Source organism: Lelliottia sp. 7254-16, assembly GCF_002922995.1.
In the GTDB taxonomy this organism is placed as follows: domain Bacteria; phylum Pseudomonadota; class Gammaproteobacteria; order Enterobacterales; family Enterobacteriaceae; genus Enterobacter; species Enterobacter jeotgali.
This window is the reverse complement of the sequence record NZ_PQVS01000028.1, coordinates 1-25,321: the sequence shown is the minus strand read 5'-3', so window position 1 is coordinate 25,321 and position 25,321 is coordinate 1. Positions and strand designations below refer to the sequence as shown.

Genomic DNA, 25,321 nt, shown 5'->3' with positions numbered 1-25,321 from the left:
GTAGCGGGCGAAATGCCGTAGTGACGGCAAAGAGAACGGATGTTCGCCCCGTCTTGCGAGGCGAACAGAACAAACTCGGTACGTAATGACATGGTATCTCTCGCATCCCAGGGCATAAGCGACTCCAAAAACGGGTTCGTATGCCTTAGTTGTAAGTGTCTACCATGTCCCCGAACAAGTGTTCATGATGTCCCCGGACCGTACAGGGAGAGGGTTAGGGTGAGGGCATCAAACCGCACATCACCGGAGCCAACATGCCATCACGCCGTCCACCCTTTTTCGCCAGCGCCCGTGGCCGCCTGCTTTCCTTCAATCTGCTGGTGGTGGCGGTGACGCTGATGGTCAGCGGCGTGGCGGTGCTGGGCTTTCGTCATGCCAGCCAGATTCAGGAGCAGGTCCAGCAACAGACCCTGAACGACATGACCGGCAGCATGAATCTGGCACGCGATACGGCGAATGTGGCGACGGCAGCGGTGCGGCTTTCGCAAGTGGTTGGGGCGCTGGAGTACAAAAGTGAGGCCGACAGGCTCAAGCAAACACAGATGGCGCTGCGCCGCTCGCTTGAGCAGCTTGCCGATGCGCCGCTGGCGCAGCAGGAACCGGCGCTGGTGGCTCGAATCATTCGCCGGAGTAATGAGTTACAGCAGAGCGTGACCGGGATGCTGGAGCGTGGTCAGCGGCGTCATCTGGAGCGTAACGCGCTGCTGAGTTCGCTCTATCAAAGCCAAAGTTTTTTACGCCATTTGCAAGATATCAACCGCCGTTTTGTTGACAACGTACCGGACGCGCGCCAGTTGGCGGAAATGGATCGGCTGATCATGGCGGCGATTGAAACCCCGTCTCCGCGCGCCACTATTCAGCAGTTGAATAGCGTGACCACCACGCTGCCACAGACTGCTCGCCAGCCGGTTATCGACTTTGTGTTGCCTGATTTCAACGCTGAACTGCAAAAGCTCGCGCCGCTCTCGAAGCAGCTGGAAGAGAGCGACCTGGCGATCAGCTGGTATATGTTTCACATCAAAGCGCTGGTGGCGATTTTAAACCGCGATATCAACCAATACGTGGCGCAGGTGGCGCAGGCGTCGGAGCTGCGCACCGCGCAAAGCCACAAAGAGCTGCGCTCTATCAGCGTCTTTATTAGTGTGTTCGCCGGACTGGCGCTGCTGATCACCGGCTGCGCGTGCTGGTACATCTACCGCAATTTAGGTTCCAACCTGACGGCTATTTCTCGGGCCATGTCGCGTCTGGCGCACGGTGAGTCGGACGTGTCGGTGCCTGCGCTCCAGCGCCGCGACGAGCTGGGTGAACTGGCGCGTGCGTTTAACGTTTTTGCCCGCAACACGGCATCGCTGGAGCACACCACCCGCCTGCTGAAAGAGAAAACGACACAGATGGAGATCGACCGGCTCGAGCGCGTGGGGCTGGAAGAAGCGCTACTGCACAGCCAAAAAATGAAAGCGGTCGGGCAGCTGACGGGCGGGCTGGCGCACGATTTCAACAATCTGCTGGCGGTGATCATTGGCAGTCTGGAGCTGGTCGATCCCGACTCGCCGGATGCGCCGCGTATCACCCGCGCGCTCAAGGCCGCCGAACGCGGCGCGCTTCTGACCCAGCGCCTGCTGGCCTTCTCGCGCAAACAGTCCCTGCACCCACACGTCGTGGAGATGAAACCGTTGCTGGAAAACCTCGGCGAGCTGATGCATCACTCTTTGCCCGCCACGCTGACGCTGGACATCGAAGCGCAGCACCCGGCGTGGCCCGCGTGGATTGACGTTAGCCAGCTCGAAAATGCGATCATCAATCTGGTGATGAACGCTCGCGATGCGATGGAAGGGCAGAGCGGCGTGATTCGGATTCGGACATGGAATCAGCGCGTGACCCGTAGCGATGGGCGCAGGCAGGATATGGTGGCGCTGGAGGTGATCGACCACGGCTGTGGGATGTCGCAGGAGGTGAAATCCCAGGTCTTCGAGCCGTTCTTCACCACGAAACAGACGGGGAGCGGCAGCGGACTGGGGCTGTCGATGGTGTACGGGTTTGTGCGCCAGTCCGGTGGGCGCGTCGAAATCGAAAGCGCGCCGGGGCAGGGAACCACCGTACGCCTGCAACTCCCGCGCTCGGCGCAGGCGGTGGCTTCGCACGATGAAGCGCTCGCGACAGCGGAAACCGAACAGAGCGATCGGCTGGTGCTGGTGCTCGAGGATGAAACCGACGTGCGCCAGACCTTGTGCGAACAACTGCATCAGCTCGGCTATCTGACGCTGGAAGCCGAAACCGGTGAGCAGGCGCTGAAGATGCTGGAGGCGTCAGCGGATATCGAACTCTTTATCAGTGACCTGATGCTGCCGGGCACAATGAGCGGCGCGGAGGTGATCCACCACGTTCGGAGCCATTTCCCGCATCTGCCGGTGCTGCTGGTGAGCGGCCAGGATTTACGTCCGATGCACAATTCGCAGTTGCCGGACGTGGAACTACTGCGAAAACCCTTCACCCGAACGCAACTGGCGCAGGCGCTGCGGAAGGTGAGTCATCTTTGAGATTCCTCCGCTACTCGCCTTCATCGTCGTTGATTAACGTAAAGCCAGCCCACCTGCCGCGAGACTGGCTTTATGAAACGCACGATTACCGCTCTGATTTTTGGCCTGCTGTCATTCACCAGTCAGATGGCCCACGCTGATATCATTGACGACGCTATTGGGAATATCCAGCAGGCGATCGGTGAAGCGTACAACCCTTCGAGCAATCGCCAGAATGACGACGATCGTTATGAGGAGAGCCGCCGCAACGACAGTCGTCAGTACGATGACCGCCGCAGACAGCTTGAGGATCGTCGCCGTCAGTTAGACGATCGGCAGCGCCAGCTGGATCAGGACCGACGTCAGCTGGAGGACGATGAGCGCAGGCTGGAGGATGATTACGATCGGTGATACATGTGCGGTCTATCGCCCGGCGGCGCTTCGCTTGCGCGGGCCTACAAGGGCACGAACCGTAGGCCGGGTAAGGCGCAGCCGCCACCCGGCAATACCTCAATCAAACACCAATCGCATCCCGTCATAGCCCGCCTCAAATCCCTCGGGCAGCGGGTTATCCATCATCCACACGTCGAACTGGTGGCTAATGTGCGTCAAAATCACCTGCGGGCAGCCAATCACCTCGTTGAGCGCAATCACGGTGTTCAAATCGCAATGGTTGCGCGGTGGTTCTTCACGCGGCGCGTGGCTGCAGTCGATTATCATCGCCTGCGGATGGTTGTTGAGTAAAAACTTCACCGTTTTGTCCGGTAGTCCGGCGGTATCAGACAGCCATGCTACGCGGCTGTGGGCGCTCTCCAGCAGATAACCAAAGGTCAGCTTTGAGTGATTGAGCGGCAGCGGGGTGACGCGCAAACCCTGTAACTCAAACATCACGAACGGCTCCACCGTATGGCTAAAATCGAGAAGCCCAGGATGTTTGAACAGATCGTCGCAGCCGGTTTCGTCCGGCGGGCCATAGACCGGAATCGACGCGCCCACGCCCCAGCGCAGGGGGAACAGGCCCTGGACATGATCCATATGATAGTGCGTCAGCAAAAACTGCTGAAAACTGCCCGCTGGCCAGTCATCCATCAGATGCGGAATGCCTGCATCCAGCAGCGTGACCGCATCGTTGAATTTCACGACTGCACTGCACGGGCGACGGCGATGCGCCTCCTGCAATCGTGCCCGGCGACAGGCCGCGCATTCACAGCCGAAGACCGGCACCAGTTGAGCGCCACCCGTGCCGGTGAGTTGGATGGTTAGGGCCATGATTTCCCCCCTTTGGGTCAATTGCCGGGTGGCGGCTGCGCCTTACCCGGCCTACGGGTCAGCAGGGTTTTGTAGGCCGGGTAAGCGAAGCCGCCACCCGGCATGGTTTTACAGCAACTTGGTAAACCGATAATGGCTCTGGGCGTACCCTTCGCGCAGATAAAAGCGGTGTGCATCCACGCGCTTTACGCTGGTCGACAACTCGGTCATTTCAGCGCCTGCGTCGCGGGCAAATTCTTCTGCCCAGGCTAACAGCTGGCTGCCGACTTTCAGGCCACGCGCCTGCGGCAGCACCACCAGCTCCTGAATCTCGCCAATCCAGTTAGCGTGATGCAAATGAAACTGCAAATGCAGGCCAATCATCCCGACGACGTGGCCGTCCAGTTCCGCAAGGTGGTAGTGCATGTTGCGATCCTGAAGATTAGCCAGATACCCGGCGTTAAAGGCGCGTTGGTCAAACTCCGCTTGTTTCAACTCACAAATCAGGCCGTAAACGGCCTGGGCATCTTCCGGGGTGGCGCGACGAAGCTGGCAGTCAGGCATGTTGTTTCTCCTTCTGACGAATAAGCGATAACAAATTATCGACTGACTGTAGCAAACTTCCGTCGTTGTTGAGGAGATGACAGTCCGACGGCGTATAACGTGCGGCGCGCTCCAGACGCTGGTCGATCTCGCGCGCACTTTCCCGCCCACGCTGTTGCAGGCGCTCGCGCAGTACCTCCTGCGAAACCTGCAAACAGACCGGCATCAGCGCTTGTTCGTAACGTGCGCGAGCCTGTTGCAGATGTGCGCGCGAACCGTTGACCAGCACGTCGAAACCGGCGTGCAGCCACAGGTCGATCTCGATCCCCACGCCGTAGTAAAAACCGTTGGCATGCCAGCTCAGCGCCAGTAAATTCTGGCCTGCACGAGTAAAAAACTCCGGCTCGCTCAGAGCGATGTGGTTCTCGCTGCCCGCGTTCGCCGCCCGCGTGATGTAACGATGCGCGACCAATAATTGAGCGTGTTCCTGCTGGCGCAGCGCCGACAGCAGGCTGTCTTTTCCGGAGCCGGACGGCCCCATCAGCCAGATCAGTTTTCCCATCAGAACACCCGTTTTCCCTGACGCCAGACATGATCGATATGGATGTGCTCGCCCTTGCGGTGTGCCAGAACGAGATCCGCCCGTTTGCCTTCGCCAATCACCCCGCGATCGCCCAGATTCAGCGCGTCAGCCGGGTTTTTGGTCACCAGACGAATCGCCTGCGGCAGGGTGAAACTGTTGCCCGCATCGTCCGCCACGCGGAAGGCCGCATCCAGCAGGCTCGCCGGATAGTAATCGGAGGAGAGAATATCCAGCAGGCCAAGCGCCGCCAGCTGGCTGGCTGCCACGTTGCCGGAGTGCGAGCCGCCGCGCACGATATTCGGCGCGCCCATCAGGACGTTCATCCCGTGCTGGCGTGAGGCTTCAGCTGCCGCGAACGTAGTAGGGAATTCGGCGATCACGCTGCCAAGCTGATGGGATTCGTGCACGTGATCGTGAGTGGCATCGTCGTGGCTGGCGAGAGGAATGTTGCGATCCCGGCACATCGCCGCAATCGCCTGGCGGTTCGGCTGCGACCACCGGGCCGCCAGCGTCAGCTGTTCCTCTTCGTAGTGCGCCATCTCCTCGTCATTCAGAGAATATTTTCCCTGATAGTATTCACGATACTTCTCGATATTGGCGAACTGACGCTGGCCCGGCGAGTGGTCCATCAACGACACCAGGGAGACCGGCTCGCGGCCGACCAGTTTTTCAAACAGCGGCAGGGTGGTGTGGTGCGGCAGTTCGCAGCGCAGGTGCAGGCGATGCTCGGCGCGGTTGAGGCCGCGCTTTTGCGTCTCTTCCACTGCGTTGATCATCTTCTCGAGATTCTCCAGACGGTCGCCGCCGTCGCGCACGTCACCAATCGCCACTGCGTCGAGCACCGTGGTGATGCCGCTGGCGACCATCAGCGCGTCGTGGCTGCTCATCGCTGAGTGGGCCGGCCAGTCGACTTTCGGGCGCGGAGTGAAGAATTTATCCAGGTTATCCGTGTGCAGTTCGATCAGGCCCGGCAGCAGCCAGCCGCCTTCGCCGTCCATCGCTTGTGGAGAGCGGCTCTGGGTTTCGGCGTAGGTGCGAATCACACCGTCCTGAATCTCTGCCGATCCCTCGATCACTTCGTTTTCCAGCACCAGTTTGACGTTATTGATAATCATGGCGCGACTCCCATCGCATGAAGACGATCCGCCACGCGATCGCGGACCGTGGCGTCGTGGAAGATCCCCACGATCGCCGCCCCGCGCGCTTTGGCCTGTTCAATCAGTTCGACGACCGCAGCGCTGTTTTTGGCATCCAGCGAGGCGGTCGGTTCATCGAGCAGCAAAATCGGGTAATCGACGATAAATCCGCGCGCGATATTCACGCGTTGCTGTTCGCCGCCGGAAAATGTCGATGGGGCAAGATGCCACAGGCGTTCCGGCACATTAAGGCGTGTCAGCAGGCGGGCCGCTTTGGCCGCACATTCGTCACGGGAAACGCCGAGATCCAGCAGGGGTTGCATCACCACATCCAGCGCGGAGATCCTCGGGATCACCCGCAAGAACTGGCTGACCCAGCCGATCGTCGAGCGGCGCACTTCGAGTACTTTACGTGCCGGGGCTTGCACCAGATCCACCCACTCGTGGTTATGACGAATGTGGATTTGGCCCTGATCGGGCAGATAGTTGGCATACAGGGAGCGCAGCAGCGTTGATTTTCCGCTACCCGAGTGGCCGTGCAGCACCACGCATTCGCCCTCTTTGACCTCAAGAGAGGCGTTTTGCAGCACCGGCAGGCGCACGCCGTTTTGCTGGTGGAGCACAAAAGTCTTACTCACATTTTCTACGCGGATCATGTTGGCCTCTTGACTCTTTTTGCCGGGTGGCGGCTTCGCCTTACCCGGCCTACGTGTTCGGTGCGGTCTTTATGCCGGGTGGCGGCTTCGCCTTACCCGGCCTACGTGTTCGGTGCGGTCTTTATGCCGGGTGGCGGCTTCGCCTTACCCGGCCTACGTGTTCGGTGCGGTCTTTTTTGCCGGGTGGCGCTTCGCTTACCCGGCCTACGTGTTCGGTGCGGTCTTTTATGCCGGGTGGCGGCTTCGCCTTACCAGGCCTACGTGTTCGGTCCGGTCTTTTTGCCGGGTGGCGGCTTCGCCTTACCCGGCCTACAAATTCCGTAGGTCGGGTAAGCGCAGCGCCACCCGACACAAACACACTCAGTTCTGCAATACGGACGACACCAGCAGCTGGGTGTACGGATGGTGCGGATCGTCGAGCACGCGGTCGGTTAATCCACTTTCCACCACCTGGCCCTCTTTCATCACCATCAGACGGTCCGCCAGCAGACGGGCAACGCCCAGATCGTGGGTCACAATCACCACCGCCAGGTCCAGCTCCACCACCAGGCCGCGCAGCAGGTCGAGCAAGCGCGCCTGCACAGACACGTCCAGCCCGCCCGTCGGCTCATCCATAAACACCAGCTTCGGATGGGTGACGAGGTTGCGGGCGATTTGCAGGCGCTGCTGCATCCCGCCGGAGAAGGTGGTGGGCAGGTCGTCGATACGTGACGCCGGGATCTCAACATCCTCCAGCCACTGCTGGGCCGTTGCGCGGATATTTCCGTAGTGCCGTGCGCCGGTTGCCATAAGACGTTCGCCGATGTTCCCGCCCGCCGACACCTGGCGGCGCAGGCCGTCCATTGGATGCTGATGCACCACGCCCCATTCCGTACGCAACAGGCGGCGGCGCTCGGCTTCACTCATGCCGTACAGGGACTGATCCTGATACAGAATCTCACCGTTCTGCGGCGTCAGGCGCGCGGAGATGGATTTGAGCAGGGTGGTTTTGCCGGAGCCGGACTCGCCGACAATCCCCAGCACTTCGCCAGGCCACAGCTCGAACGACACGTCGCTAAAGCCTTTGCCGGGCGCATACAAATGGGTCAGGTTGTTCACCGAAAGCAGCGGTTTCATTGGCCGTTCGCCTCGCTCTGTTGGCGGCAGAAATCGGTGTCGGAGCAGACAAACATGCGTTTGCCCGTGTCGTCGAGCACCACTTCATCGAGATAGCTGTGTTTTGAACCGCAGATGGCGCACGGCTCATCCCATTCCTGCACCGTAAACGGATGATCGTCGAAATCGAGACTTTCAACGGAGGTATACGGCGGGACGGCGTAGATGCGTTTTTCGCGTCCGGCACCAAACAGTTGCAGGGCGGGCATCATGTCCATCTTCGGGTTATCGAATTTTGGGATCGGCGACGGGTCCATCACATAGCGCCCATTCACTTTCACCGGATAGGCGTAGGTGGTGGCGATATGGCCGAAGCGGGCGATGTCTTCGTACAGTTTCACCTGCATCACGCCGTACTCTTCCAGGGCGTGCATGGTGCGGGTTTCGGTTTCGCGCGGCTCGATAAAGCGCAGCGGCTCGGGGATCGGCACCTGGAAAATCAAAATCTGATCTTCAGTGAGCGGCGTTTCCGGGATGCGGTGACGGGTCTGAATCAGGGTCGCATCTTCCGTACGCTCGGTGGTGTTTACCCCGGTGACGCGCTTGAAGAAGTTGCGAATCGACACGGCGTTGGTGGTGTCGTCCGCCCCCTGGTCGATGACTTTCAGCACGTCCGCTTCGCCGATCACGCTGGCGGTGAGCTGAATCCCGCCGGTGCCCCAGCCGTAAGGCATCGGCATTTCGCGCCCGCCAAACGGCACCTGATAGCCGGGGATCGCCACGGCTTTTAAAATCGCGCGGCGGATCATGCGCTTGGTTTGTTCGTCCAGATAGGCAAAGTTATACCCGCTGAGGTTAGCCATTTTTGCGCTCCCGTTGCAGACGTTTCAGCAGTTCCAGTTCTGCCTGGAAATCGACGTAATGCGGCAGTTTGAGGTGCGAGACAAAGCCGGCGGCTTCAACGTTATCCGCGTGGGCCAGCACGAACTCTTCGTCCTGCGCCGGGCCGGAAAGGGTTTCGTTGTAGTCCGGGGCTTGCAGCGCACGGTCAACCAGCGCCATCGCCATCGCCTTGCGCTCGCCCATGCCAAACACTAAGCCGTAGCCGCGTGTGAAGTGCGGGACGTCGTTTTCGGGGGCCACGAAGCCGTTCACCATTTCGCATTCGGTCATCAGCAGTTCGCCGACGTTGACTGCAAAACCCAGCTCTTCCGGCACGATTTCAACGTCGACATAACCGCTGCGGATTTCGGCGGCAAACGGGTGGTTGCGCCCGTAGCCGCGCTGCGTCGAGTAAGCCAGTGCCAGCAGATAACCCTCGTCGCCGCGCATCAGCTGTTGCAGGCGTGAGGAGCGGGAGCACGGATAGACCGGCGGGGTGCGGGTGACGTCGTCGGGCACGCTGCCGGTGTCCTCTTCGGCTTTTGCCAGCCCCTGATTCGCCAGCAGGCTAAAGACGTGGGGCGCATTTTCCTGCTGTGCGTCGCGGGTGTTCAGCGACGGGGATTCGCCGTTCGCCAGCAGGGTGAAATCCAGCAGGCGGTGGGTGTAGTCGTAGGTCGGGCCGAGAAGTTGGCCGCCGGGAATGTCTTTGTAGACCGCAGAAATTCGGCGCTCAAGGCGCATCTCTGCGCTGTTCAGCGGCTCGCTGACCGCCAGTTTGGCCAGCGTAGTGCGGTAGGCACGCAGCAGGAAGATCGCTTCGACGTTGTCGCCGCTGGCCTGTTTCAGCGCCAGCGCGGCCAGTTCACGGTCGGCGATCCCGCCTTCGGTCATGACGCGATCGACGGCCAGATTCAGCTGCTGTTCAATTTGCTCGACGCTCAGCTCGGCAAGCTGTTCATCGCCGCGTCTTCTGTGCTCTTGCAGTGCATGGGCGGCGGCTATCGCCTTTTCGCCCCCTTTGACGGCAACGTACATCAGCACACCTCGACATGTGTGGTTCGTGGGATAGCCAGCAGGCGTTCGCCGCAGGTGAGGATCAAGTCGATACCCAGCGGGAACGGATGCGGACGTTCGGTCAGCTCGTGAATGATGCACTCCGGCAGTTGCGGCGCGACCATGCGCTCGTCGGCGATCCCGGCCCCGGTCAGGCGTAGCATGCGGCCACCGCTCAGGCTGGCGACCTGTAAGATCAGCGTGGCGCTGGTTTCGGGCGCGACGGCGCTGCCTTCAGAAAGCGCATTCAGCTGTTCGTGACTGATTTTTTCGTCGGCAACGGCGAATACCGCCTGCTGTGGCTGATCGACAAGCGGTGCGCTGGTGTGAAAACGCAGATTCTGGCTGGCAATGTCGTTGGTCATGCTGGCAGACAGCCAGACCGGCGTGTCGGCGTCGGCCAGGGTCAGTAGCACACTGGTGGTGGCGATGTTCAGCGGCTGCCAGCCGTGAGTGAGCTGATGCAGCGAGACAATCACGCCCGGCTCGCTCATGGCTTTCAGCAGACGACGAAAACTGTGCTGGGCATCCTGCACGGCAAGGGTAAAAGCAGGTTGAAGCGTCATGCGTTATCTCCGCGAACAAGCGTAAAGAAGTCGACCCGGCTGGTGTTCACTTCCGCCTGACGAGCGGCAATTCGCGCGGCACGGTCGGCTTCCAGCGGGGCAATTAAGGTTTCCATCAACGACTGAAAATGGGTCGGTTCCTGCAATAACGCGTCGATAACGGCGCACTGCTCGGCGTGCTGTTTGTCGCGCCCCAGCTGATAGCTGTAACCGAGCGTGCCGCTTTTGAGGCGAATCACGGCTCGGGTTAGCGTGGCGTCCCCGGCAAAAAAGCGCTCGCCGGTGCCACCCATACGCGCCTGGATCTGCACCAGGCCAATCTCTGGCGCACGGATGGTCTCGTATTCCGGCGCGACGTTGAGCACGCGCAGGCGTTCACGCAGCGCGGTGGGCTGGCTGTGGGCGAGGACGCTCATCCAGCGCTGGCGGGTGGGAGTATCGAAATGCATTCAGTGCTCCATAGTGAATTCGATCATGTCGGCGCGGGTCAGGCTGACGGAGTACTCCGTCGCGTTGACGTCGCCGTCACGGTGGTTAAGGGTGCGCACGCAGAGCAGCGGCGCCATGTTCGGGATCTCCAGCACTTTGCTCTCTTTGGCCTGCGCACGACGGGCGCTAATTCGCGTCTGGGTGCGTTTGAGGGCGATGCCGGTGGCGTCAAACAGGAAGTCATGCAGCGAGCCGCTGGAAAAATGTTGCAGCGTCGGCCAGAGGGCGAGGTCGGCAAAGTAGTGATCGATCTGACAGACCGCCACGCCGTTGACGCGTCTCAGCGTACGTAGATGCACCACGTTGTCGCCCTCCTGAATCCCCAGCGCATCGGCGATGTGGCTCGACGCGGGGCGCAGCACCGAGAGCAGTTTTTCGCTGGTCGGGTGGCTGCCCTGATCGAGCAGGTTCTGGCTAAAACGCGCCTGCGAGTTGAGCGGGTAGTCGAACGGGCGCATCAGAACCAGTACGCCGATTCCCTGGCGGCGCTGGACCCAGCCACGTTCCACCAGCTGGTCGATGGCGCGACGCAGGGTGTGGCGGTTGACTTCGTAGCGGTCGGCGAGTTGCTGTTCGGCGGGAAGATAGTCACCGCAGCGGTAGTGCGTGCGCAGTTCGACTTCGAGCTTCGCGGCGATCTCTTGCCAGCGCGTTGGGTAACTGGTCGGATGTCTGGATAAGTGCATAGAAATCAAAGCCTCGCTTCTCAGATGAAGTGCTTACGCAAACGTTGAGAAAGGAAATCCAGCAGGCTGACGGTGATGATGATGAGGACCATCAGGGCGCAGGTTTGCTGGAACTGGAAGCCGCGAATCGCTTCCCACAGGGTGACGCCAATTCCGCCTGCGCCGACCATACCGACCACCGTCGCTGAGCGAACGTTGGATTCGAAACGGTAGAGGGAGTAGGAGATTAAAAGTGGCATCACCTGCGGCAGGACGCCGTAGAGAATCTCTTCAATTTTATTGGCACCCGTGGCGCGGATGCCTTCCACCGGACCGGGTTCGATGGCTTCAACCGCTTCTGACAGCAGCTTGGAGAGGACGCCAGTGGTGTGGATGAACAGGGCCATCACACCTGCGAACGGACCGAGGCCCACCGCGACCACGAACAGCATCGCAAAGACCATTTCGTTGATGGCGCGACAGGCGTCCATCAGGCGGCGCATTGGCTGGAAAATCCACCAGGGGACGATGTTTTCGGCGCTCATCAGGCCAAACGGGATGGAGAGGATGACTGCCAGCGCGGTACCCCAGACGGCGATTTGCATGGTGACCGCCATTTCGCTGAGATAGTCACGCCACTGGCTGAAGTCCGGCGGGAAGAAGTCGGCGGCGAAGGTCGCCATGTTGCCGGAGTCTTTGACCAGCATCAGCGGGTCCATTTCCGCACCTTTCCAGGAGACGATGAGCACCGCCAGCAGGATGGCCCAGCTCAAAAGCGAGAACCAGCTGCGTTTCGGGGGTGGGACGGTGATGGTTTGCATGAGTTCTCCTAAAGTTTTCTCCCTCTCCCTGTGGGAGAGGGGACTGGATCAACGCCCTCACTCGACAGGAGAGGGAGAACAAATTACTGCACCGCTTTATTCACTGATGTCATCGCGCTTAGCGCGGCGGTCAGGCGGTCGAGATCTTCCAGCTGCGCCTGAATCACCGACACTTTGCTGGTCTTCTCTTCCGTGTTCAGACCTTTGTTGTCCTTCACGCCCTGCATCTCTTTAAACAGCGCCAGTTGGCGGATTGGCACCAGCTGCAGGTCGCTTGAGGCGCGGAACGGCGCCCATCCCAGGCGTTCGAGGACGGTTTTCTCTTCGGCGGTTTTGCCGTAATTCATGAAGAAGTCGTAGACCTTATCCTTGGTGCTCTCGGAGAGGTTTTTACGCCACACAATCGGGTCGCCAGGGATCAGCGGTGATTTCCAGATAACTTTCAGCTGCTTCAGTTTTTCTGGAGCGGAAGTCTTCAACTTATCGAGGTTTTCGGTGTTGTTGGTGGCGACGTCGACCTGTTTATTGGCGACGGCCAGGGCGTTGGTTTCATGTCCGGCATTGACCGTGCGTTTGAATTCGCTGGCAGAGGCGTTGTTTTTCGCGAAGACGTAGTAGCCAGGGACCAGGAAACCGGAGGTCGAGTTCGGGTCACCGTTGCCGAAGGTCAGCTCTTTGCGTTTGGCGAGCATGTCGTTGAGGTTGTTGATCGGGCTGTCTTTGTTGACGATCAGCACGCTCCAGTAACCCGGAGAACCATCAGCAGCAACGGTCTGTGCAAAGACCTGGCCGTTAGCGCGATCTACCGCTTCCATCGCGGAGAGGTTGCCGTACCAGGCGATGTCGACTTTGTTAAAACGCATCCCCTGGATGATGCCCGCGTAATCCGGGGCGAAGAAGGCGTTCACTTTGATGCCCAGTTTGGTTTCCATATCTTTCAGGAACGGTTCCCACTGGGGTTTCAGGTTTTGCTGTGATTCTGTCGAAATAATGCCGAAGTTCAGGGCTTTTTCCTGCTCTTGCTCCTGCGCATAGGCCGGGCTTAACAGGGTGCTGATGCTGAACATGCTGGTGAAGGCCAGCGCGGCAACGGCTTTATAGCTCATCTATCATCCTCATTTGGCATTGTTCCAGGCTATTTCACTTGCCAGCTTGAACCCGGGCAGTGCTCAAAATCCTCACGTACAACGTGTACGCTCCGGTTTTTCCGCGCTGTCCGTGTCCAATCTGGCTGCGCCAATTACGCCTGGTCTTTTCAGTTAAATTAAGCAGCCTGCGCGTTCTCTTCGACGCGGTTAATGCTGCGGTACAGGTGGTCAAATCGTTCTTTATCAAAGTGTTGGCTTGCACCGTCGTAAAACACATGCCCCTGACGCAGGGCGACGATGCGCTCGCAGTAGCGCAGGGCGTAATCCACCTGATGCAGCGTGACCACGACGGTGATGCCGTCGTTCTGGTTAATGTCGCGCAGGGTTTCCATCACGATGCGGGCCGATTCTGGGTCCAGCGAGGCGATGGGTTCATCGGCGAGGATCACTTTGGCTTTTTGCATCAGCGCTCGGGCAATCGCCACGCGCTGCTGCTGTCCGCCGGAAAGCGTTGAGACGCGCTGGTGGGCGAAATGGGCCATTCCGACGCGGGTCAGTGCCTGAAGCGCCTGCTGTTTTTGCGCAGGTGAGAACCAGCGCAGGCAGGTGCGCCAGAAAGGCGTGCTGCCGAGCGCGCCGATCAGCACGTTCTCGAGCACCGTCAGGCGGTTGACCAGGTTAAATTGCTGGAAGATACAGCCCGTTTGCGCGCGGCTTTTGCGGATATCGCCCGCCAGACGGCCTGCGCGCTGCACGGTGTTGCCCAGCAGCTCAATATGGCTTTCTGGCGTTTTATCGCCGGTGATGAGGCCGCTGAGATGGCGCAGAAGGGTGGATTTTCCGGAACCGGAAGGCCCGAGCAGCGCCACCATTTCGCCCTGCTGGACGGTCAGATCAACGGCATGCAGAGCCTTGTTGTGGTGAAAGGTCTTGCTCAGTTTCTCGACGCGGATGACAGTTTGCATGTTCAGGCCTCACGATAAATGTGGCCTCATGCTGGCGGATTAATGTGACATTTAGGTTAAGTATTGGTTGCGGGAGTTTGAAGAGTTGAAGCGAATGCGATGACAGGCGGAGGGGACGCCTCCGCCAGACGATTATTGCTGTTTGACGACGTTGATCATCCAGGGCACGCCATATTTATCGGTCACTTTGCCGAAACCGTGCGCCCAGAAGGTCTCCTGCCAGGCCATTTCGACATTGCCGCCAGCGGCGAGTTTGTCGAACCAGCCTTTGCCTTCGGCCACGTCCTGGGTGTCGAGCACCAGCGTAAATCCTGCGTACTGCGCGTTGCCGCCGGGCACGCCGTCGCTCATCATAATTTCGCTGCCCGCGATACGAACATTGGAATGAGCGATGGCGGTGTCAGGAAATTGCATACCGGAAGGGCAGCCTTCTTCGCTGTTTCCGTCTTTGGGCATTTCGCCGTAGGTGATTTTGTAGGTGAGTTCTGCGCCGACAGCTTGCTGATAGAAGGCGATGGCCTCTGCACAGTTTCCGGCGAATGAAATGTAGGGACTTAACGGCATAATCATTACCTCAGGTAAGAGAAGCCCATTAAGTGTAGTTCTTTTATTGTAGGCCGGATAAGCGCAGCGCATCCGGCAAAAGCGCCCGGTGGCGCTGCGCTTACCGGGCCTACGAAGACAATAATGTCTTAACTATCAGTTCTTTTTAACGAACTCTGATTTGAGCTTCATTGGCCCGAAGCCATCAATTTTGCAATCAATATTATGATCGCCTTCGACCAGGCGGATATTCTTCACTTTGGTACCGATTTTCAGCATTGAAGAGGCGCCTTTGACTTTCAGGTCTTTTACCACGGTGACGCTATCGCCGTCGGCCAGCAGATTACCGTTGGCATCTTTAACAATCAGCGCATCGCTATCTTGCGACGGTTCTGCATCATTCCATTCATGGGCGCATTCAGGGCAAATGAACATCCCATTATCTTCGTAGGTGTATTCAGAATTACATTTAGGACAGTGTGGAAGTGACATATCGGTATCCTCAAAAAGGCTAAAGGGGCTGGAAAGTGCCAGCCAAAACCCGGCTGTTTGCCGAAAAAGGCGTAAAGTATAGCGTAAGTCCACACATTTGTCGGTGACATTCTTTTTTTTGAAAATAGTTAAAAGACAGCGTCTGGAGTGACACTTTCTGTCAGTCACTTAAGCGATGCTTACAGCGTACTTAAGATTTAAAATCGCGTAAGGAAATATATCGAATATTTTATTGCGCAAATTGCCAGGTACTGTCATTTCGGATAAGGTGAGGTGAGCAGTTGTTATTGCATCCAGGTTTGCCATTCCTCGTTTGGCGACCGGGAATTACCTCTCTTTTTGGGTGGGTAAATTACTTTGATATATCCTATAGCTTCATAAAAATGGTCTACGCTCATTATCTTTCGGCTATTCTTGCCGAGAGGAGTGTACGAGCGCTTTACGCTGCAATCAGAATATATTCTGGTTTTTGATCAGGCGCTTATATTCATTGAACATATTTTCCACGCGTAATCAAAAAAGCCGAAATTTCATTATTAAAACTATCCGGCTTAATAAAAGTAATAAATTTGCGTTAAGGAAAGGCTTTTATCATGCACACACAGACAATTTTTGAATTAAGCCAGGAAGCGGAAAGGCTGCTGCAACTTGCTTTGCAGAATCTGGATGCGTTGAAATCAATGCCGATTGCCGTGCTGGATAGCACAACTGCTGCGATGACCGGGGAAACGAATAATGTTCTGCCGCTGCATTTCAGTACCCGAGGTGTTGAAACGCAGCTCTCAATGCTCAATAACGAATTACGCAAAATTACCCGTCTCGAGATGGTGCTGGCGATCGTCGGGACCATGAAGGCGGGGAAATCGACCACGATTAATGCGATTGTCGGCACCGAAGTGCTGCCAAACCGTAACCGTCCGATGACCGCGCTGCCTACGCTTATCCGCCATACGCCGGGTCAGACCGAGCCGGTGCTGCATTTTGCCCATGTCGCGCCTATCGATACGTTGATCAAACAGTTGCAGGATAAATTGTGCAACCACGATCGCGGAAAGCTGACCCAACGCCTGGAGATCGATAAAGACATGAACGCGTTGCTCGGGCGCATTGAGCACGGCGAGGCGTTCGAAAAACACTATCTGGGCGCGCAGCCTATTTTCCAGTGCCTGAAAAGTCTCAACGATCTGGTGCGTCTGTCGAAGGCGTTGGGCGTTGATTTCCCGTTCTCGGAATATGCGGCGATCGAACACATTCCGGTGATTGAGGTGGAGTTTGTTCACCTGGCGGGGCTGGATTCTCATCTCGGACAACTGACGCTGCTCGACACGCCGGGGCCGAACGAAGCTGGACAGCCGCATCTGCAAAAAATGCTCAACGAACAGCTGGCGCGCTCGTCGGCGGTGCTGGCGGTGATGGACTATACCCAGCTTAAGTCGATCTCTGATGAAGAGGTGCGTCAGGCGATTTCGGCAGTGGGCAAATCGGTGCCGCTGTATGCGCTGGTGAATAAATTCGATCAGAAAGATCGCAACAGCGACGACGAAGAACAGGTGCGGGCGATGATCTCCGGCACGCTGATGAAAGGCAATATTTCGCCGGGGCAGATCTACCCGGTGTCGTCGATGTGGGCGTATCTGGCAAACCGCGCGCGTTATGAAATTAACACGCACGGGCGTTTACCGAATTCGCAGGAGCAGAGATGGGTGCAGGATTTTGCCGAAGCGGCACTCGGACGTCGCTGGCGCACCGCCGATCTGGATGATGTGGAACATATTCGCCATGCTGCCGATTTGCTGTGGGAAGATTCGTTATTTGAACAGCCGATCCGCAAGCTGATCTATGCCGCTTATGCTAATGCCTCGCTGTATGCGCTGCGATCTGCCTCGCATAAGCTGTTGAATTACGCGCAGAATGCCCGTGAGTACCTTGATTTTCGTTATCAGGGGCTGACGGTGGCTTTTGAAGAGCTGCAGGTGAATATTTCCCGCCTCGAAGAGGATATGGCGCTGTTGCAGACGCGTCAGGATGTGGTGAGCGACGAAGTGGGGCATGAAGTTGAGCAGGCATTAGATGCCGCTAACGCATTTATTTCACAGCAGAAAAACACCATTAAGCAGGCTATTAGCCATATTTTTGACAGAGATAACATTCTCGATTTGGCGGGCATTGAACGTCTCAACCTGAGAAACAGCGAGCAGGCCGAAATGGGTCAGCTGGTGCTGGATGACGAAGGGCAGGCGCAGATTGTGCTGAGCAAAATCCGCTCCTCCTGCGAGCTGATCATGCTGGATGCACAGGGCAAAATCAGTCGCGAACTGGCGTTGCGCTTTGATCAGCTCGAATCCACGCTGGCGCGTTCTCTGAATGAAGCGATGCGCCCGATTGAGAAACGTATTAAAGAAGAGTTGAGCCATGCTGGCTTCCGGGCGCGAATTAGCTTCCCTGCCTTCCAGGCGAGCCAGTTGAACTTCAATACGCGCGGACTGTTTACGGACGCGATTGCCTCGGAAAATCGTCCGGCGGGTGAAGTATCGGGCTCCGGCAGCGTGCGTGAGACGGTGTCGCGCTGGCTGAATAATCCGGGCTGGGGTTTTGAAGATTACGTGGTGACGCGTACTCGCTATGTCATTGACGTTGCACAGCTTCATGAGCGGTTCAAACAGCATATTGATCAATTTTGTGAACAAATCTGTAAAGCTTTGGTGGCGCAGGTCGATGTCTCTGTTACGGCAGGAATGGCGACGTTTTTCGCAGAATTCTCGTTATGTCTGACCGGGTTACAGGAAAGCTTGCGTGATAGCCTCGCAGTGCGCCAGCAAAACGAGCACTCCACAAGGGCGCTCAGCCAGCTGTTGCAGCAAAGTATTACGACTGCGACGTGGATTCAGGAAGATACCCGACTGTTACGCGATGATATTCAAACCTTATTCGCGGCTGAGCAACTATGACAACACAATTACTGGACGGTCCCGGGCGGACGCTGGAGTGTATTCATCCGAAGTTTATGGTCGATCTGGTACAAGGGGTGGACGCGGTGCGTCTTCCCCCACTCGTGCCTCAGCAGCAGCAATTTCGTGAGCGTTTAACTCAGGAGATCATGACCCAGACGAAGCTTCGTCCGTGGGCGATGACGGGAATGTTCAGCGAAAATGCTGCTCTGCGACTGGGGCTGGCGGAAAAACTGGCAGGGATGTTTGATCCCGGCCATCTGGCGTTAACCCGAATGACTCATAAATTAGCGTCATTACGTCAGCAAACAAATCGCCAGGCGCAGCAGTCTCCTGGCCTGATGCAACAATACGACGAACTCTCTTCCCACTTTTCACAACGCGCCGCTTATAAAGAGAAAGCCTTATCCCAGCGCGGGTTAACGGTGCAGGCTGGCGAACACAGCGATCAGGTTTTTACCCACTGGCGGGCCGGGCAGTACGACGGCTGGTCGCTGGCGGGGCGCTGTTTTATCGCTCTCGAAGAGCTGCGCTGGGGCGCCTTTGGCGATGCCTGTCGTCTGGCAAACGAAGACGTTGGCGCGATGCTGAAAGATAATTTACGCAGCCTGGCGGCCAATTATCTGGCGCAAGGCATTAACGCTTCTCCTGCTACCCGTCACTTCTATCACCAGTGGCTGGCGACGCCGATGTCACCGGGTTTGATGGATCACAAAGATATGCTGGGTTGGCTGGGCGACTGGTGTCATCCGGATCGTCATCCGGTGAGCTGGTCTGTGACGCAAAGCTGGCAGACGGTGGCGCTGGGGATGCCGAGACTGTGTTCAGCGAAAAGGCTGGCGGATGCGATGGTCGGGGAAGTGTTTGGCGAGGCGTAACTAAAAAACCTCTCCGAAGAGAGGTTTTTGCAGGAACTCAGTGGTGTAAGGATTCGACTGGCTGTGGCTCGGATTCCGTCTGCGAAAGCGTGCCGTAGCGTTTGGAATACAGCGCCGTAATAATCGGCACCAGAATCGCAGTCACAATCACCGCCGCAGCGACCAGTGCTGTGGCTGACGCTGCCACCGGTTCAAAAGCCGGGTTAATCTGCGCGATAATCACCGGGTTCGCTACCGCCGCACCGGCGGCTGATGAAGCGGCGACACCGGCTGTACCATTCCCCCCTCCAATCACGCGGTCTGCGATAATCAGTGGAATACCGGTGATGATGATAACCGCTACGCCCAGAGCGATGCCCAGCAGGCCAGTGTCCATAATCACGCCCAGATTAATGGTGTTACCCAGCGCGAAGCCGAAGAACGGAATCAGAACCGGCGTGGCTTTACTGAAGAAATCACGCAGGTCGGTGTCGAGGTTACCCAGTGCGAAACCGATCAGGAAGGGCAGAATTGCACCGACAAAATGATGTGGTTCGAAGGTGGCCAGACCGGCAGAACCGAGGATCAACATAGTCATCAGCGGGCCGGATTCCAGCGACATCAGGACAAATGCGCCCGATTCTTCTTTGGTACCGTACTGGTTCATCAGGCTGGCGTACAGGCCGCCGTTGGTCATGTCCATTGCTGAAACAATCGCCAGAACGGATAATCCAGCGAAGAATCCGGTCTGAATGCCGTTCTCAGGAATAAACATCGCACAGACCATCGCCGCCACCCAGGCAACGGCAATTTTGGTGATCACTAGCGTGCCGGATTTACGCAGAACGGTGCCCGTTGCTCGTAAATTAATAGACGCGCCAATACAGAAAAACCACACCGCGAGAATAGGCACGGTGCCGGTAATCATTCCTTTTGTGAACCCGCCAAAATAAGCGCCGGTATTCGGTGCCAGCGTATTTAAAATTGCGCCAAGTACCAGAGGGACCAGCATCATCCCGCCAGGGATGCGTTCAATCGTGGCTTTGATCTTCATGATAAATCCTCACATCTTATCTCGCGTTTCTGGCGGACAAGTCAGGTAGAAACAATGATTAAATTCAAATGATTACGAAAATTTAACTGTCTGGTGTTCCGTCTGGTTATGCGCAATCCGCAATCCGTTTAGGCATTTAAACGGTCGGTGAGTTGCAGCCGCAGCGGCGTGTTCGGGCTTATCATGCGATCATTGGAATTACGATTCAATGAAAATAAAACAGTGTTTTAGTTATCTTGATCACATATTTAGGTAAACGGCACTATCGCGCGCTTGTAATTAAAAAAGCTGTAAATTGGATGTGAAAAAAAGTGAGTGATTTTCTTCCGTTGCGAGGAAAATAATAACCTCAGAAATAATCATCCTGGGGCGACGAAATCATCCTTTGTGATTCAGGGGGTTTTACGTTTTCTGACAACATCTGACGCTATACGTAAATATTTGTGAAGTTGATCACTAATTTAAACGCTGTTAGGGTAAAGAGGTCACTAACTGCCCAGACAGGCGTCAACAGGTTCGGTTGTATCGACGAGAAACGTCAATGTAAGTAAACCTGCTACGCTTGAAGAAGAAGAATCGCATGAGGCGAATTCGAGGTTCACAGACCGCAAGATTATCTGTGGTATGGACAGGGCTGAGTCTACGAGGATAGCAATGCTTAAAAGGAAAAAAGTAAAACCCATTACACTGGGTGACGTCACCATCATTGATGACGGTAAACTGCGTAAAGCCATTACCGCTGCTTCGTTGGGTAACGCGATGGAGTGGTTTGACTTTGGTGTTTATGGCTTCGTTGCCTACGCCTTAGGTAAAGTCTTTTTCCCCGGTGCCGATCCCAGCCTGCAGATGATTGCAGCGTTAGGTACCTTCTCTGTTCCGTTCCTGATCCGTCCGCTTGGTGGCCTGTTCTTTGGCCGACTGGGTGACAAATACGGTCGTCAGAAGATTCTCGCTATCACCATCGTGATTATGTCGATAAGTACTTTCTGTATCGGCCTGATCCCGGCCTATGCCACCATTGGCATCTGGGCACCTATCCTGCTGTTGCTGTGTAAAATGGCGCAGGGCTTCTCGGTTGGCGGTGAATATACGGGTGCGTCGATCTTTGTCGCCGAATATTCCCCGGACCGTAAACGCGGCTTTATGGGAAGCTGGCTGGACTTTGGCTCGATTGCCGGGTTTGTGCTGGGCGCGGGCGTGGTGGTGTTGATTTCCACCGTCGTCGGGGAAGAGAACTTCCTTGAGTGGGGCTGGCGTATTCCGTTCTTCCTGGCGCTGCCGCTGGGGATTATCGGTCTGTATCTGCGTCATGCCTTAGAAGAGACCCCGGCGTTCCAGCAGCATGTTGAAAAGCTGGAGCAGGGCGATCGCGAAGGCCTGCAGGAAGGACCAAAAGTTTCGTTTAAAGAGATTGCCACCAAGCACTGGCGTAGCCTGCTGACCTGTATCGGTCTGGTGATTTCAACCAACGTGACTTACTACATGTTGCTCACCTATATGCCGAGCTACCTGTCGCATAACCTGCACTATTCTGAAGATCACGGCGTGCTGATTATCATCGCCATCATGGTCGGTATGCTGTTTGTGCAGCCGATTATGGGCCTGATGAGTGACCGTTTCGGTCGTCGTCCCTTCATTATTCTGGGCAGTATTGCGCTGTTCCTGCTGGCGATTCCCGCCTTTATCCTGATTAACAGTAATGTGCTGGGCCTGATTTTTGCCGGTCTGCTGTTGCTGGCGGTGATCCTGAACTGCTTTATCGGGGTGATGGCGTCTACGCTTCCGGCGATGTTCCCGACGCACATTCGTTACAGTGCGCTGGCGGCGGCGTTTAATATCTCGGTTCTGATTGCCGGTCTGACGCCAACTATTGCGGCTTCGCTGGTGGAAAGCACCCAGAACCTGATGATGCCTGCTTACTATCTGATGGTCATCGCGGTGATTGGTTTAATTACCGGTTTGACGATGAAAGAGACCGCTAACCGCCCTCTGAAAGGGGCGACGCCAGCGGCATCGGACATCCAGGAAGCGAAAGAGATCCTGCGCGAGCACTACGACAATGTTGAACAGAAGATTGAAGACATTGATGTAGAGATTGAAGAACTGCAGAAGAAACGTTCTCGTCTGGTGGACCAGCATCCACGGATTAACGAGTAATTAACGAAAAACCCGCCGCTGGCGGGTTTTTTATTAGCAGCCTGCGGCAATGTAATCGCCGTTGGCGCTGATTGGGATGACCGTTAAGAACAGCACAGTCGCGAACAGAATCAGCATAATTCCCCCAGCAACTTTTGCCACTGGTACTAGCCAACTCAGATTTGAATCCCCACCAAAGAATGCCACCGTACGTTCGCGGGCATAACGCACTGCCAGAGATAAGCCCATGATCGACAGCGCTGTGCCAAGCGACATGGTCATCACTGCTGCAATCCCCCAGGTCACAATCCCCAGCGCATTCGAGAACATTAGAATCATGATCGCCCCGCTGCATGGCCGAGCGCCAATCGCCAGAATCACGCCCAGGCGCGTTTTCCAGTCGCCAGCGGTTAAATCTGCGCCGACACCGTGATGGCCGCAGCCGCAGCTTTCATCATGTTGATGCAGAGGCTTCATGGCGTGAATAGTCATTTTGCGCGGGCGCAGGCTTCTCAACGTCTGGAAAATGACAAACGCGCCGAATGCGCCGATCAGTATGGCGCTGATTTTTTCTACGTACCAGCGGCTGGCACTGAGATCCCCCGATGCCAGGTTAAATCCCACGGCCAATATAAAGACGAACAGAATCGCGCTCACGCCCTGCATCAGGCTGCCGAGAAAAGGGACTACGCGCGCGGCGAGTTGGCTTTCTTTATTAGTAGAAAGATAAGTTGTGACAATGAATTTGCCGTGGCCTGGCCCAATGGCGTGCAGCACACCATAAAGGAACGCGCCCGTAAGCAACCAAAGCCCGCCGGTATACTGATGGTTATTGAGCTGCAAAAGATACATCACCAGATAGCGGTGCAGAGTGATTTGCGTCGCAAGGCACCACTGAATAAAGGCGTTCCAGTGGGCGTGCAGTGTGAAGGCTGCCAGCAGAATCGCCAGCGCCATCAGCCCGGCGGTGGGGAGGCGCCAGTCACGCGTGAGACGTTGTGTGGTCATGGTTTGGCCTGCGGGGTGGAATTTTTGGCAAGTATAGCGTTTATGGCTGTGAGCGGGCTGAGGTTTACTCTTCTGTTACCCCTTCGCCACTTTTACCTTTTACCCACGCCATCCGACGATGGAACATTTTTCTTAATGCCCGCCCCAGGGTGTTAAACCAGCCTGTTGGCCTGGGGTCGGCAAGCATACTGAGGGCACGGGCGTAGTCCAGCACGAGCCCTGGCGTCCATGCCATCGTCTCAGCACGTTTACGCAGCTGTAGCGCCACCCAAAGTTCTGGTGTGGACATTAGCTTTCCAATCGCCAGCCAGAACCCGCGTGTTTGCCAGAGTCTTCCGACAGATCCTTCCAGTGCCGCTTCCAGCGCTCTTGCTACGCTGCTCGAACAATTACGGTGGGTCAAATTATAAGATTCGTTCTGGCGGTAATGTTCCCAGAAGGCGGTCAGGCGAGTTTCGCTGTAATTACGGATGCGCACTTTGCGCGTGGAGTGACACCACTGCGCGGACTCCGTCGCATAGTCGGGTTGAAACAACCCTTGCACATTATTCTCCGGGGTAGCGCGTAGCAGCCGGGCGAATGCATCCGGCGAGCGGTCGATAAGCTCGGCAGGATACAAGCTGATATAGATCCCGCCAGGCGATTCCAGCGCGGCGTGGCCGGTGGAGATAATGCCGTTTTGATCCACGGCGGCTATATAGCGGTTAATCACCGGGCGGGGGATCGTTTCACCGGGGGCGGAACCGACTGGCGTCCAGACGTGGACCGTCAGTGCTTTTTCATCCTCTTCCGGTGGGCCATCCCATTCCACGACGTCAGGGGGAAGGGTTTGCGCCTCTTCCATATACTCTTCTCCTTTGAGCCCTGGATTAGCCGCGGCGACTTTGACGCGGTTGGCGAGGATGAACATATTCCATCCCGCAAACGCGAGGCCCAACCCAAGACAATAAGGAACGGTGCCAGCATAATTTGACGGCCACGGCTGATAGAAGAAGATGGCTAGCGCGATCTCGACAATCCCACCGACAAGGGCTGGCCGCCAGCGCTGATAGCGAACGACCAGTGCGGAGGCGATTTGCAACGTGCCATCGAGCAAAAATAGCGTACCGAAAATGATCGCCAGCACGATGTCGCCGTCATGATGACCGGCAAGGATCAACACGGCTGCTAGCGAGAACGTTGCGCCTTTCACATAGCGCAAGATACGTTGCCCTCCCATGCCGCTGTGCGCCACCATCAAGGTTAAGCCACCTTCGAATAGTAATAAGCAGGCAAAGGGCTCAATAGGAAAGAACAGCGAACCGTCCATAGCATCGATGAAGATAGCCATCCCGGCGATCAGCGTGATCCAGCCAAAGTGACGAAGCCCGCGCCAGTGCGAACGCAGGAAATCGATGCCCAGTAGGATCAGGATCAGTCGCATCATGAGAGATCTTCCTAAATAACCTTCACCATTTATAGCTTACTGGGATATTTAGTGCGTGATCGGTGGGGGAAGTCGGCAGGATCTGAGCGCATCTGTGGATAAGTCTGTGTGCAAAAGGGTATAAGACGGGGTTTTGCTGTGGAATGCAGCAGTCAGTCATTTTTCTGTCATTTAGCGGTTGCGGCCTGACGAGAACTCCCTATAATGCGCCTCCATCGACACGGCAGATGTGAATCACTTCACACAAACAGCCGGGTCGGTTGAAGAGAAAAAATCCTGAAATTCAGGGTTGACTCTGAAAGAGGAAAGCGTAATATACGCCACCTCGCAACGGTGAGCGAAAGCCGCGTTGCACTGCTCTTTAACAATTTATCAGACAATCTGTGTGGGCACTCAAAGTGACATGGATTCTAAACGTCGAAAGACGCTAAATGAATACCAAAGTCTCTGAGTGAACATACGTAATTCATTACGAAGTTTAATTCACGAGCATCAAACTTAAATTGAAGAGTTTGATCATGGCTCAGATTGAACGCTGGCGGCAGGCC

General features: G+C 56.5%; 24 protein-coding genes and 1 pseudogene. 5 read left to right on the top strand and 20 right to left on the bottom strand.

Annotated features, from left to right (window positions below):
* Nucleotides 1–128, bottom strand: a pseudogene (locus C3708_RS23255) (IS481 family transposase); the annotation flags it as partial.
* 126 nt (nt 129–254) lie between these two features.
* Here C3708_RS23255 and C3708_RS23250 point away from each other — a divergent pair.
* Both C3708_RS23250 and yjdP read left to right on the top strand, forming a co-directional pair.
* Nucleotides 255–2,537: an ATP-binding protein gene (locus C3708_RS23250; RefSeq protein WP_103950403.1), complete on the top strand. Its 2,283-nt coding sequence runs from the start codon at nt 255–257 to the stop codon at nt 2,535–2,537.
* A 72-nt stretch (nt 2,538–2,609) separates the two neighbouring features.
* A complete protein-coding gene (gene yjdP / locus C3708_RS23245) occupies nt 2,610–2,927 on the top strand; it encodes a DDRRRQL repeat protein YjdP (RefSeq protein ID WP_103950402.1) in 318 nt (105 codons plus the stop codon).
* Nucleotides 2,928–3,026: 99 nt separating this feature from the next.
* On the opposite strand, the gene phnP is transcribed toward yjdP, so the two are convergent.
* From phnP to C3708_RS23160, 16 genes are all read right to left on the bottom strand, one after another.
* On the bottom strand, nt 3,027–3,785 hold the full coding sequence (gene phnP, locus C3708_RS23240; protein ID WP_103950401.1) for a phosphonate metabolism protein PhnP: 759 nt from the start codon (nt 3,783–3,785) through the stop codon (nt 3,027–3,029).
* Nucleotides 3,786–3,893: 108 nt separating this feature from the next.
* Nucleotides 3,894–4,328 carry an aminoalkylphosphonate N-acetyltransferase gene (gene phnO, locus C3708_RS23235; protein WP_095280424.1) on the bottom strand — a complete coding sequence of 145 codons (435 nt, stop codon included), beginning with the start codon at nt 4,326–4,328 and terminating at the stop codon, nt 3,894–3,896.
* Nucleotides 4,321–4,872: a ribose 1,5-bisphosphokinase gene (gene phnN / locus C3708_RS23230; protein WP_095280425.1), complete on the bottom strand. Its 552-nt coding sequence runs from the start codon at nt 4,870–4,872 to the stop codon at nt 4,321–4,323. Before phnN ends, phnO begins: the two co-directional genes overlap by 8 nt.
* A complete protein-coding gene (gene phnM / locus C3708_RS23225) occupies nt 4,869–6,005 on the bottom strand; it encodes an alpha-D-ribose 1-methylphosphonate 5-triphosphate diphosphatase (protein WP_103950400.1) in 1,137 nt (378 codons plus the stop codon). The genes phnN and phnM overlap by 4 nt, the downstream gene beginning before the upstream one ends.
* Complete coding sequence (gene phnL, locus C3708_RS23220; RefSeq protein WP_103947449.1) at nt 6,002–6,682, bottom strand: phosphonate C-P lyase system protein PhnL; 681 nt, start codon at nt 6,680–6,682, stop codon at nt 6,002–6,004. Before phnL ends, phnM begins: the two co-directional genes overlap by 4 nt.
* 360 nt (nt 6,683–7,042) lie before the next feature.
* Nucleotides 7,043–7,798, bottom strand: a complete 756-nt coding sequence (gene phnK / locus C3708_RS23215) for a phosphonate C-P lyase system protein PhnK (protein ID WP_095280428.1) — start codon at nt 7,796–7,798, stop codon at nt 7,043–7,045.
* Nucleotides 7,795–8,640: an alpha-D-ribose 1-methylphosphonate 5-phosphate C-P-lyase PhnJ gene (gene phnJ / locus C3708_RS23210; RefSeq protein WP_095280429.1), complete on the bottom strand. Its 846-nt coding sequence runs from the start codon at nt 8,638–8,640 to the stop codon at nt 7,795–7,797. Before phnJ ends, phnK begins: the two co-directional genes overlap by 4 nt.
* Nucleotides 8,633–9,697 (bottom strand): carbon-phosphorus lyase complex subunit PhnI, encoded by a 1,065-nt coding sequence (locus tag C3708_RS23205; RefSeq protein ID WP_095280430.1) that lies wholly within the window; start codon nt 9,695–9,697, stop codon nt 8,633–8,635. Before C3708_RS23205 ends, phnJ begins: the two co-directional genes overlap by 8 nt.
* Nucleotides 9,697–10,281, bottom strand: a complete 585-nt coding sequence (gene phnH / locus C3708_RS23200; RefSeq protein WP_103950399.1) for a phosphonate C-P lyase system protein PhnH — start codon at nt 10,279–10,281, stop codon at nt 9,697–9,699. The genes C3708_RS23205 and phnH overlap by 1 nt, the downstream gene beginning before the upstream one ends.
* Nucleotides 10,278–10,730, bottom strand: coding sequence for a phosphonate C-P lyase system protein PhnG (phnG, locus tag C3708_RS23195; protein WP_103947444.1), 453 nt, complete (start codon nt 10,728–10,730; stop codon nt 10,278–10,280). The genes phnH and phnG overlap by 4 nt, the downstream gene beginning before the upstream one ends.
* On the bottom strand, nt 10,731–11,456 hold the full coding sequence (gene phnF, locus C3708_RS23190) for a phosphonate metabolism transcriptional regulator PhnF (protein WP_103950398.1): 726 nt from the start codon (nt 11,454–11,456) through the stop codon (nt 10,731–10,733).
* Between the two features lie 20 nt (nt 11,457–11,476).
* Complete coding sequence (gene phnE / locus C3708_RS23185) at nt 11,477–12,256, bottom strand: phosphonate ABC transporter, permease protein PhnE (protein ID WP_095280434.1); 780 nt, start codon at nt 12,254–12,256, stop codon at nt 11,477–11,479.
* A gap of 83 nt (nt 12,257–12,339) precedes the next feature.
* Nucleotides 12,340–13,362 (bottom strand): phosphonate ABC transporter substrate-binding protein, encoded by a 1,023-nt coding sequence (gene phnD / locus C3708_RS23180; RefSeq protein WP_095280435.1) that lies wholly within the window; start codon nt 13,360–13,362, stop codon nt 12,340–12,342.
* Between the two features lie 158 nt (nt 13,363–13,520).
* Nucleotides 13,521–14,309, bottom strand: a complete 789-nt coding sequence (phnC, locus tag C3708_RS23170) for a phosphonate ABC transporter ATP-binding protein (protein ID WP_103950397.1) — start codon at nt 14,307–14,309, stop codon at nt 13,521–13,523.
* 132 nt (nt 14,310–14,441) lie between these two features.
* Nucleotides 14,442–14,873: a VOC family metalloprotein YjdN gene (gene yjdN, locus C3708_RS23165; protein ID WP_095280438.1), complete on the bottom strand. Its 432-nt coding sequence runs from the start codon at nt 14,871–14,873 to the stop codon at nt 14,442–14,444.
* Between the two features lie 135 nt (nt 14,874–15,008).
* A complete protein-coding gene (locus C3708_RS23160; protein ID WP_095280439.1) occupies nt 15,009–15,344 on the bottom strand; it encodes a zinc ribbon domain-containing protein YjdM in 336 nt (111 codons plus the stop codon).
* Nucleotides 15,345–15,937: 593 nt separating this feature from the next.
* Between C3708_RS23160 and crfC the strand changes: the two genes are divergently transcribed.
* Nucleotides 15,938–18,292 carry a clamp-binding protein CrfC gene (crfC, locus tag C3708_RS23155; RefSeq protein WP_103947442.1) on the top strand — a complete coding sequence of 785 codons (2,355 nt, stop codon included), beginning with the start codon at nt 15,938–15,940 and terminating at the stop codon, nt 18,290–18,292.
* Nucleotides 18,289–19,170 (top strand): diguanylate cyclase regulator RdcB family protein, encoded by an 882-nt coding sequence (locus tag C3708_RS23150; protein WP_095280441.1) that lies wholly within the window; start codon nt 18,289–18,291, stop codon nt 19,168–19,170. Before crfC ends, C3708_RS23150 begins: the two co-directional genes overlap by 4 nt.
* A 37-nt stretch (nt 19,171–19,207) precedes the next feature.
* On the opposite strand, the gene kdgT is transcribed toward C3708_RS23150, so the two are convergent.
* Nucleotides 19,208–20,203, bottom strand: a complete 996-nt coding sequence (kdgT, locus tag C3708_RS23145; RefSeq protein ID WP_095280442.1) for a 2-keto-3-deoxygluconate transporter — start codon at nt 20,201–20,203, stop codon at nt 19,208–19,210.
* Nucleotides 20,204–20,857: 654 nt separating this feature from the next.
* Between kdgT and proP the strand changes: the two genes are divergently transcribed.
* Nucleotides 20,858–22,360 carry a glycine betaine/L-proline transporter ProP gene (gene proP / locus C3708_RS23140; protein WP_095280443.1) on the top strand — a complete coding sequence of 501 codons (1,503 nt, stop codon included), beginning with the start codon at nt 20,858–20,860 and terminating at the stop codon, nt 22,358–22,360.
* A gap of 33 nt (nt 22,361–22,393) precedes the next feature.
* Here proP and C3708_RS23135 read toward each other — a convergent pair whose 3' ends face one another.
* Nucleotides 22,394–23,347 (bottom strand): nickel/cobalt transporter, encoded by a 954-nt coding sequence (locus tag C3708_RS23135; RefSeq protein ID WP_103950396.1) that lies wholly within the window; start codon nt 23,345–23,347, stop codon nt 22,394–22,396.
* A gap of 64 nt (nt 23,348–23,411) precedes the next feature.
* Nucleotides 23,412–24,773 carry an HdeD family acid-resistance protein gene (locus C3708_RS23130; RefSeq protein WP_095280445.1) on the bottom strand — a complete coding sequence of 454 codons (1,362 nt, stop codon included), beginning with the start codon at nt 24,771–24,773 and terminating at the stop codon, nt 23,412–23,414.
* Nucleotides 24,774–25,321 lie beyond the last annotated feature (548 nt).

What these genes read in the sequence shown, in the direction of transcription:
- C3708_RS23250 (WP_103950403.1), top strand. Translation starts at nt 255, where the DNA reads ATGCCATCACGCCGTCCACCCTTTTTCGCCAGCGCCCGTGGCCGCCTG.
- yjdP (WP_103950402.1), top strand. Translation starts at nt 2,610, where the DNA reads ATGAAACGCACGATTACCGCTCTGATTTTTGGCCTGCTGTCATTCACC.
- phnP (WP_103950401.1), bottom strand. Translation starts at nt 3,785, where the DNA reads ATGGCCCTAACCATCCAACTCACCGGCACGGGTGGCGCTCAACTGGTG.
- phnO (WP_095280424.1), bottom strand. Translation starts at nt 4,328, where the DNA reads ATGCCTGACTGCCAGCTTCGTCGCGCCACCCCGGAAGATGCCCAGGCC.
- phnM (WP_103950400.1), bottom strand. Translation starts at nt 6,005, where the DNA reads ATGATTATCAATAACGTCAAACTGGTGCTGGAAAACGAAGTGATCGAG.
- phnL (WP_103947449.1), bottom strand. Translation starts at nt 6,682, where the DNA reads ATGATCCGCGTAGAAAATGTGAGTAAGACTTTTGTGCTCCACCAGCAA.
- phnK (WP_095280428.1), bottom strand. Translation starts at nt 7,798, where the DNA reads ATGAAACCGCTGCTTTCGGTGAACAACCTGACCCATTTGTATGCGCCC.
- phnJ (WP_095280429.1), bottom strand. Translation starts at nt 8,640, where the DNA reads ATGGCTAACCTCAGCGGGTATAACTTTGCCTATCTGGACGAACAAACC.
- C3708_RS23205 (WP_095280430.1), bottom strand. Translation starts at nt 9,697, where the DNA reads ATGTACGTTGCCGTCAAAGGGGGCGAAAAGGCGATAGCCGCCGCCCAT.
- phnH (WP_103950399.1), bottom strand. Translation starts at nt 10,281, where the DNA reads ATGACGCTTCAACCTGCTTTTACCCTTGCCGTGCAGGATGCCCAGCAC.
- phnG (WP_103947444.1), bottom strand. Translation starts at nt 10,730, where the DNA reads ATGCATTTCGATACTCCCACCCGCCAGCGCTGGATGAGCGTCCTCGCC.
- phnF (WP_103950398.1), bottom strand. Translation starts at nt 11,456, where the DNA reads ATGCACTTATCCAGACATCCGACCAGTTACCCAACGCGCTGGCAAGAG.
- phnE (WP_095280434.1), bottom strand. Translation starts at nt 12,256, where the DNA reads ATGCAAACCATCACCGTCCCACCCCCGAAACGCAGCTGGTTCTCGCTT.
- phnD (WP_095280435.1), bottom strand. Translation starts at nt 13,362, where the DNA reads ATGAGCTATAAAGCCGTTGCCGCGCTGGCCTTCACCAGCATGTTCAGC.
- phnC (WP_103950397.1), bottom strand. Translation starts at nt 14,309, where the DNA reads ATGCAAACTGTCATCCGCGTCGAGAAACTGAGCAAGACCTTTCACCAC.
- yjdN (WP_095280438.1), bottom strand. Translation starts at nt 14,873, where the DNA reads ATGCCGTTAAGTCCCTACATTTCATTCGCCGGAAACTGTGCAGAGGCC.
- C3708_RS23160 (WP_095280439.1), bottom strand. Translation starts at nt 15,344, where the DNA reads ATGTCACTTCCACACTGTCCTAAATGTAATTCTGAATACACCTACGAA.
- crfC (WP_103947442.1), top strand. Translation starts at nt 15,938, where the DNA reads ATGCACACACAGACAATTTTTGAATTAAGCCAGGAAGCGGAAAGGCTG.
- C3708_RS23150 (WP_095280441.1), top strand. Translation starts at nt 18,289, where the DNA reads ATGACAACACAATTACTGGACGGTCCCGGGCGGACGCTGGAGTGTATT.
- kdgT (WP_095280442.1), bottom strand. Translation starts at nt 20,203, where the DNA reads ATGAAGATCAAAGCCACGATTGAACGCATCCCTGGCGGGATGATGCTG.
- proP (WP_095280443.1), top strand. Translation starts at nt 20,858, where the DNA reads ATGCTTAAAAGGAAAAAAGTAAAACCCATTACACTGGGTGACGTCACC.
- C3708_RS23135 (WP_103950396.1), bottom strand. Translation starts at nt 23,347, where the DNA reads ATGACCACACAACGTCTCACGCGTGACTGGCGCCTCCCCACCGCCGGG.
- C3708_RS23130 (WP_095280445.1), bottom strand. Translation starts at nt 24,773, where the DNA reads ATGATGCGACTGATCCTGATCCTACTGGGCATCGATTTCCTGCGTTCG.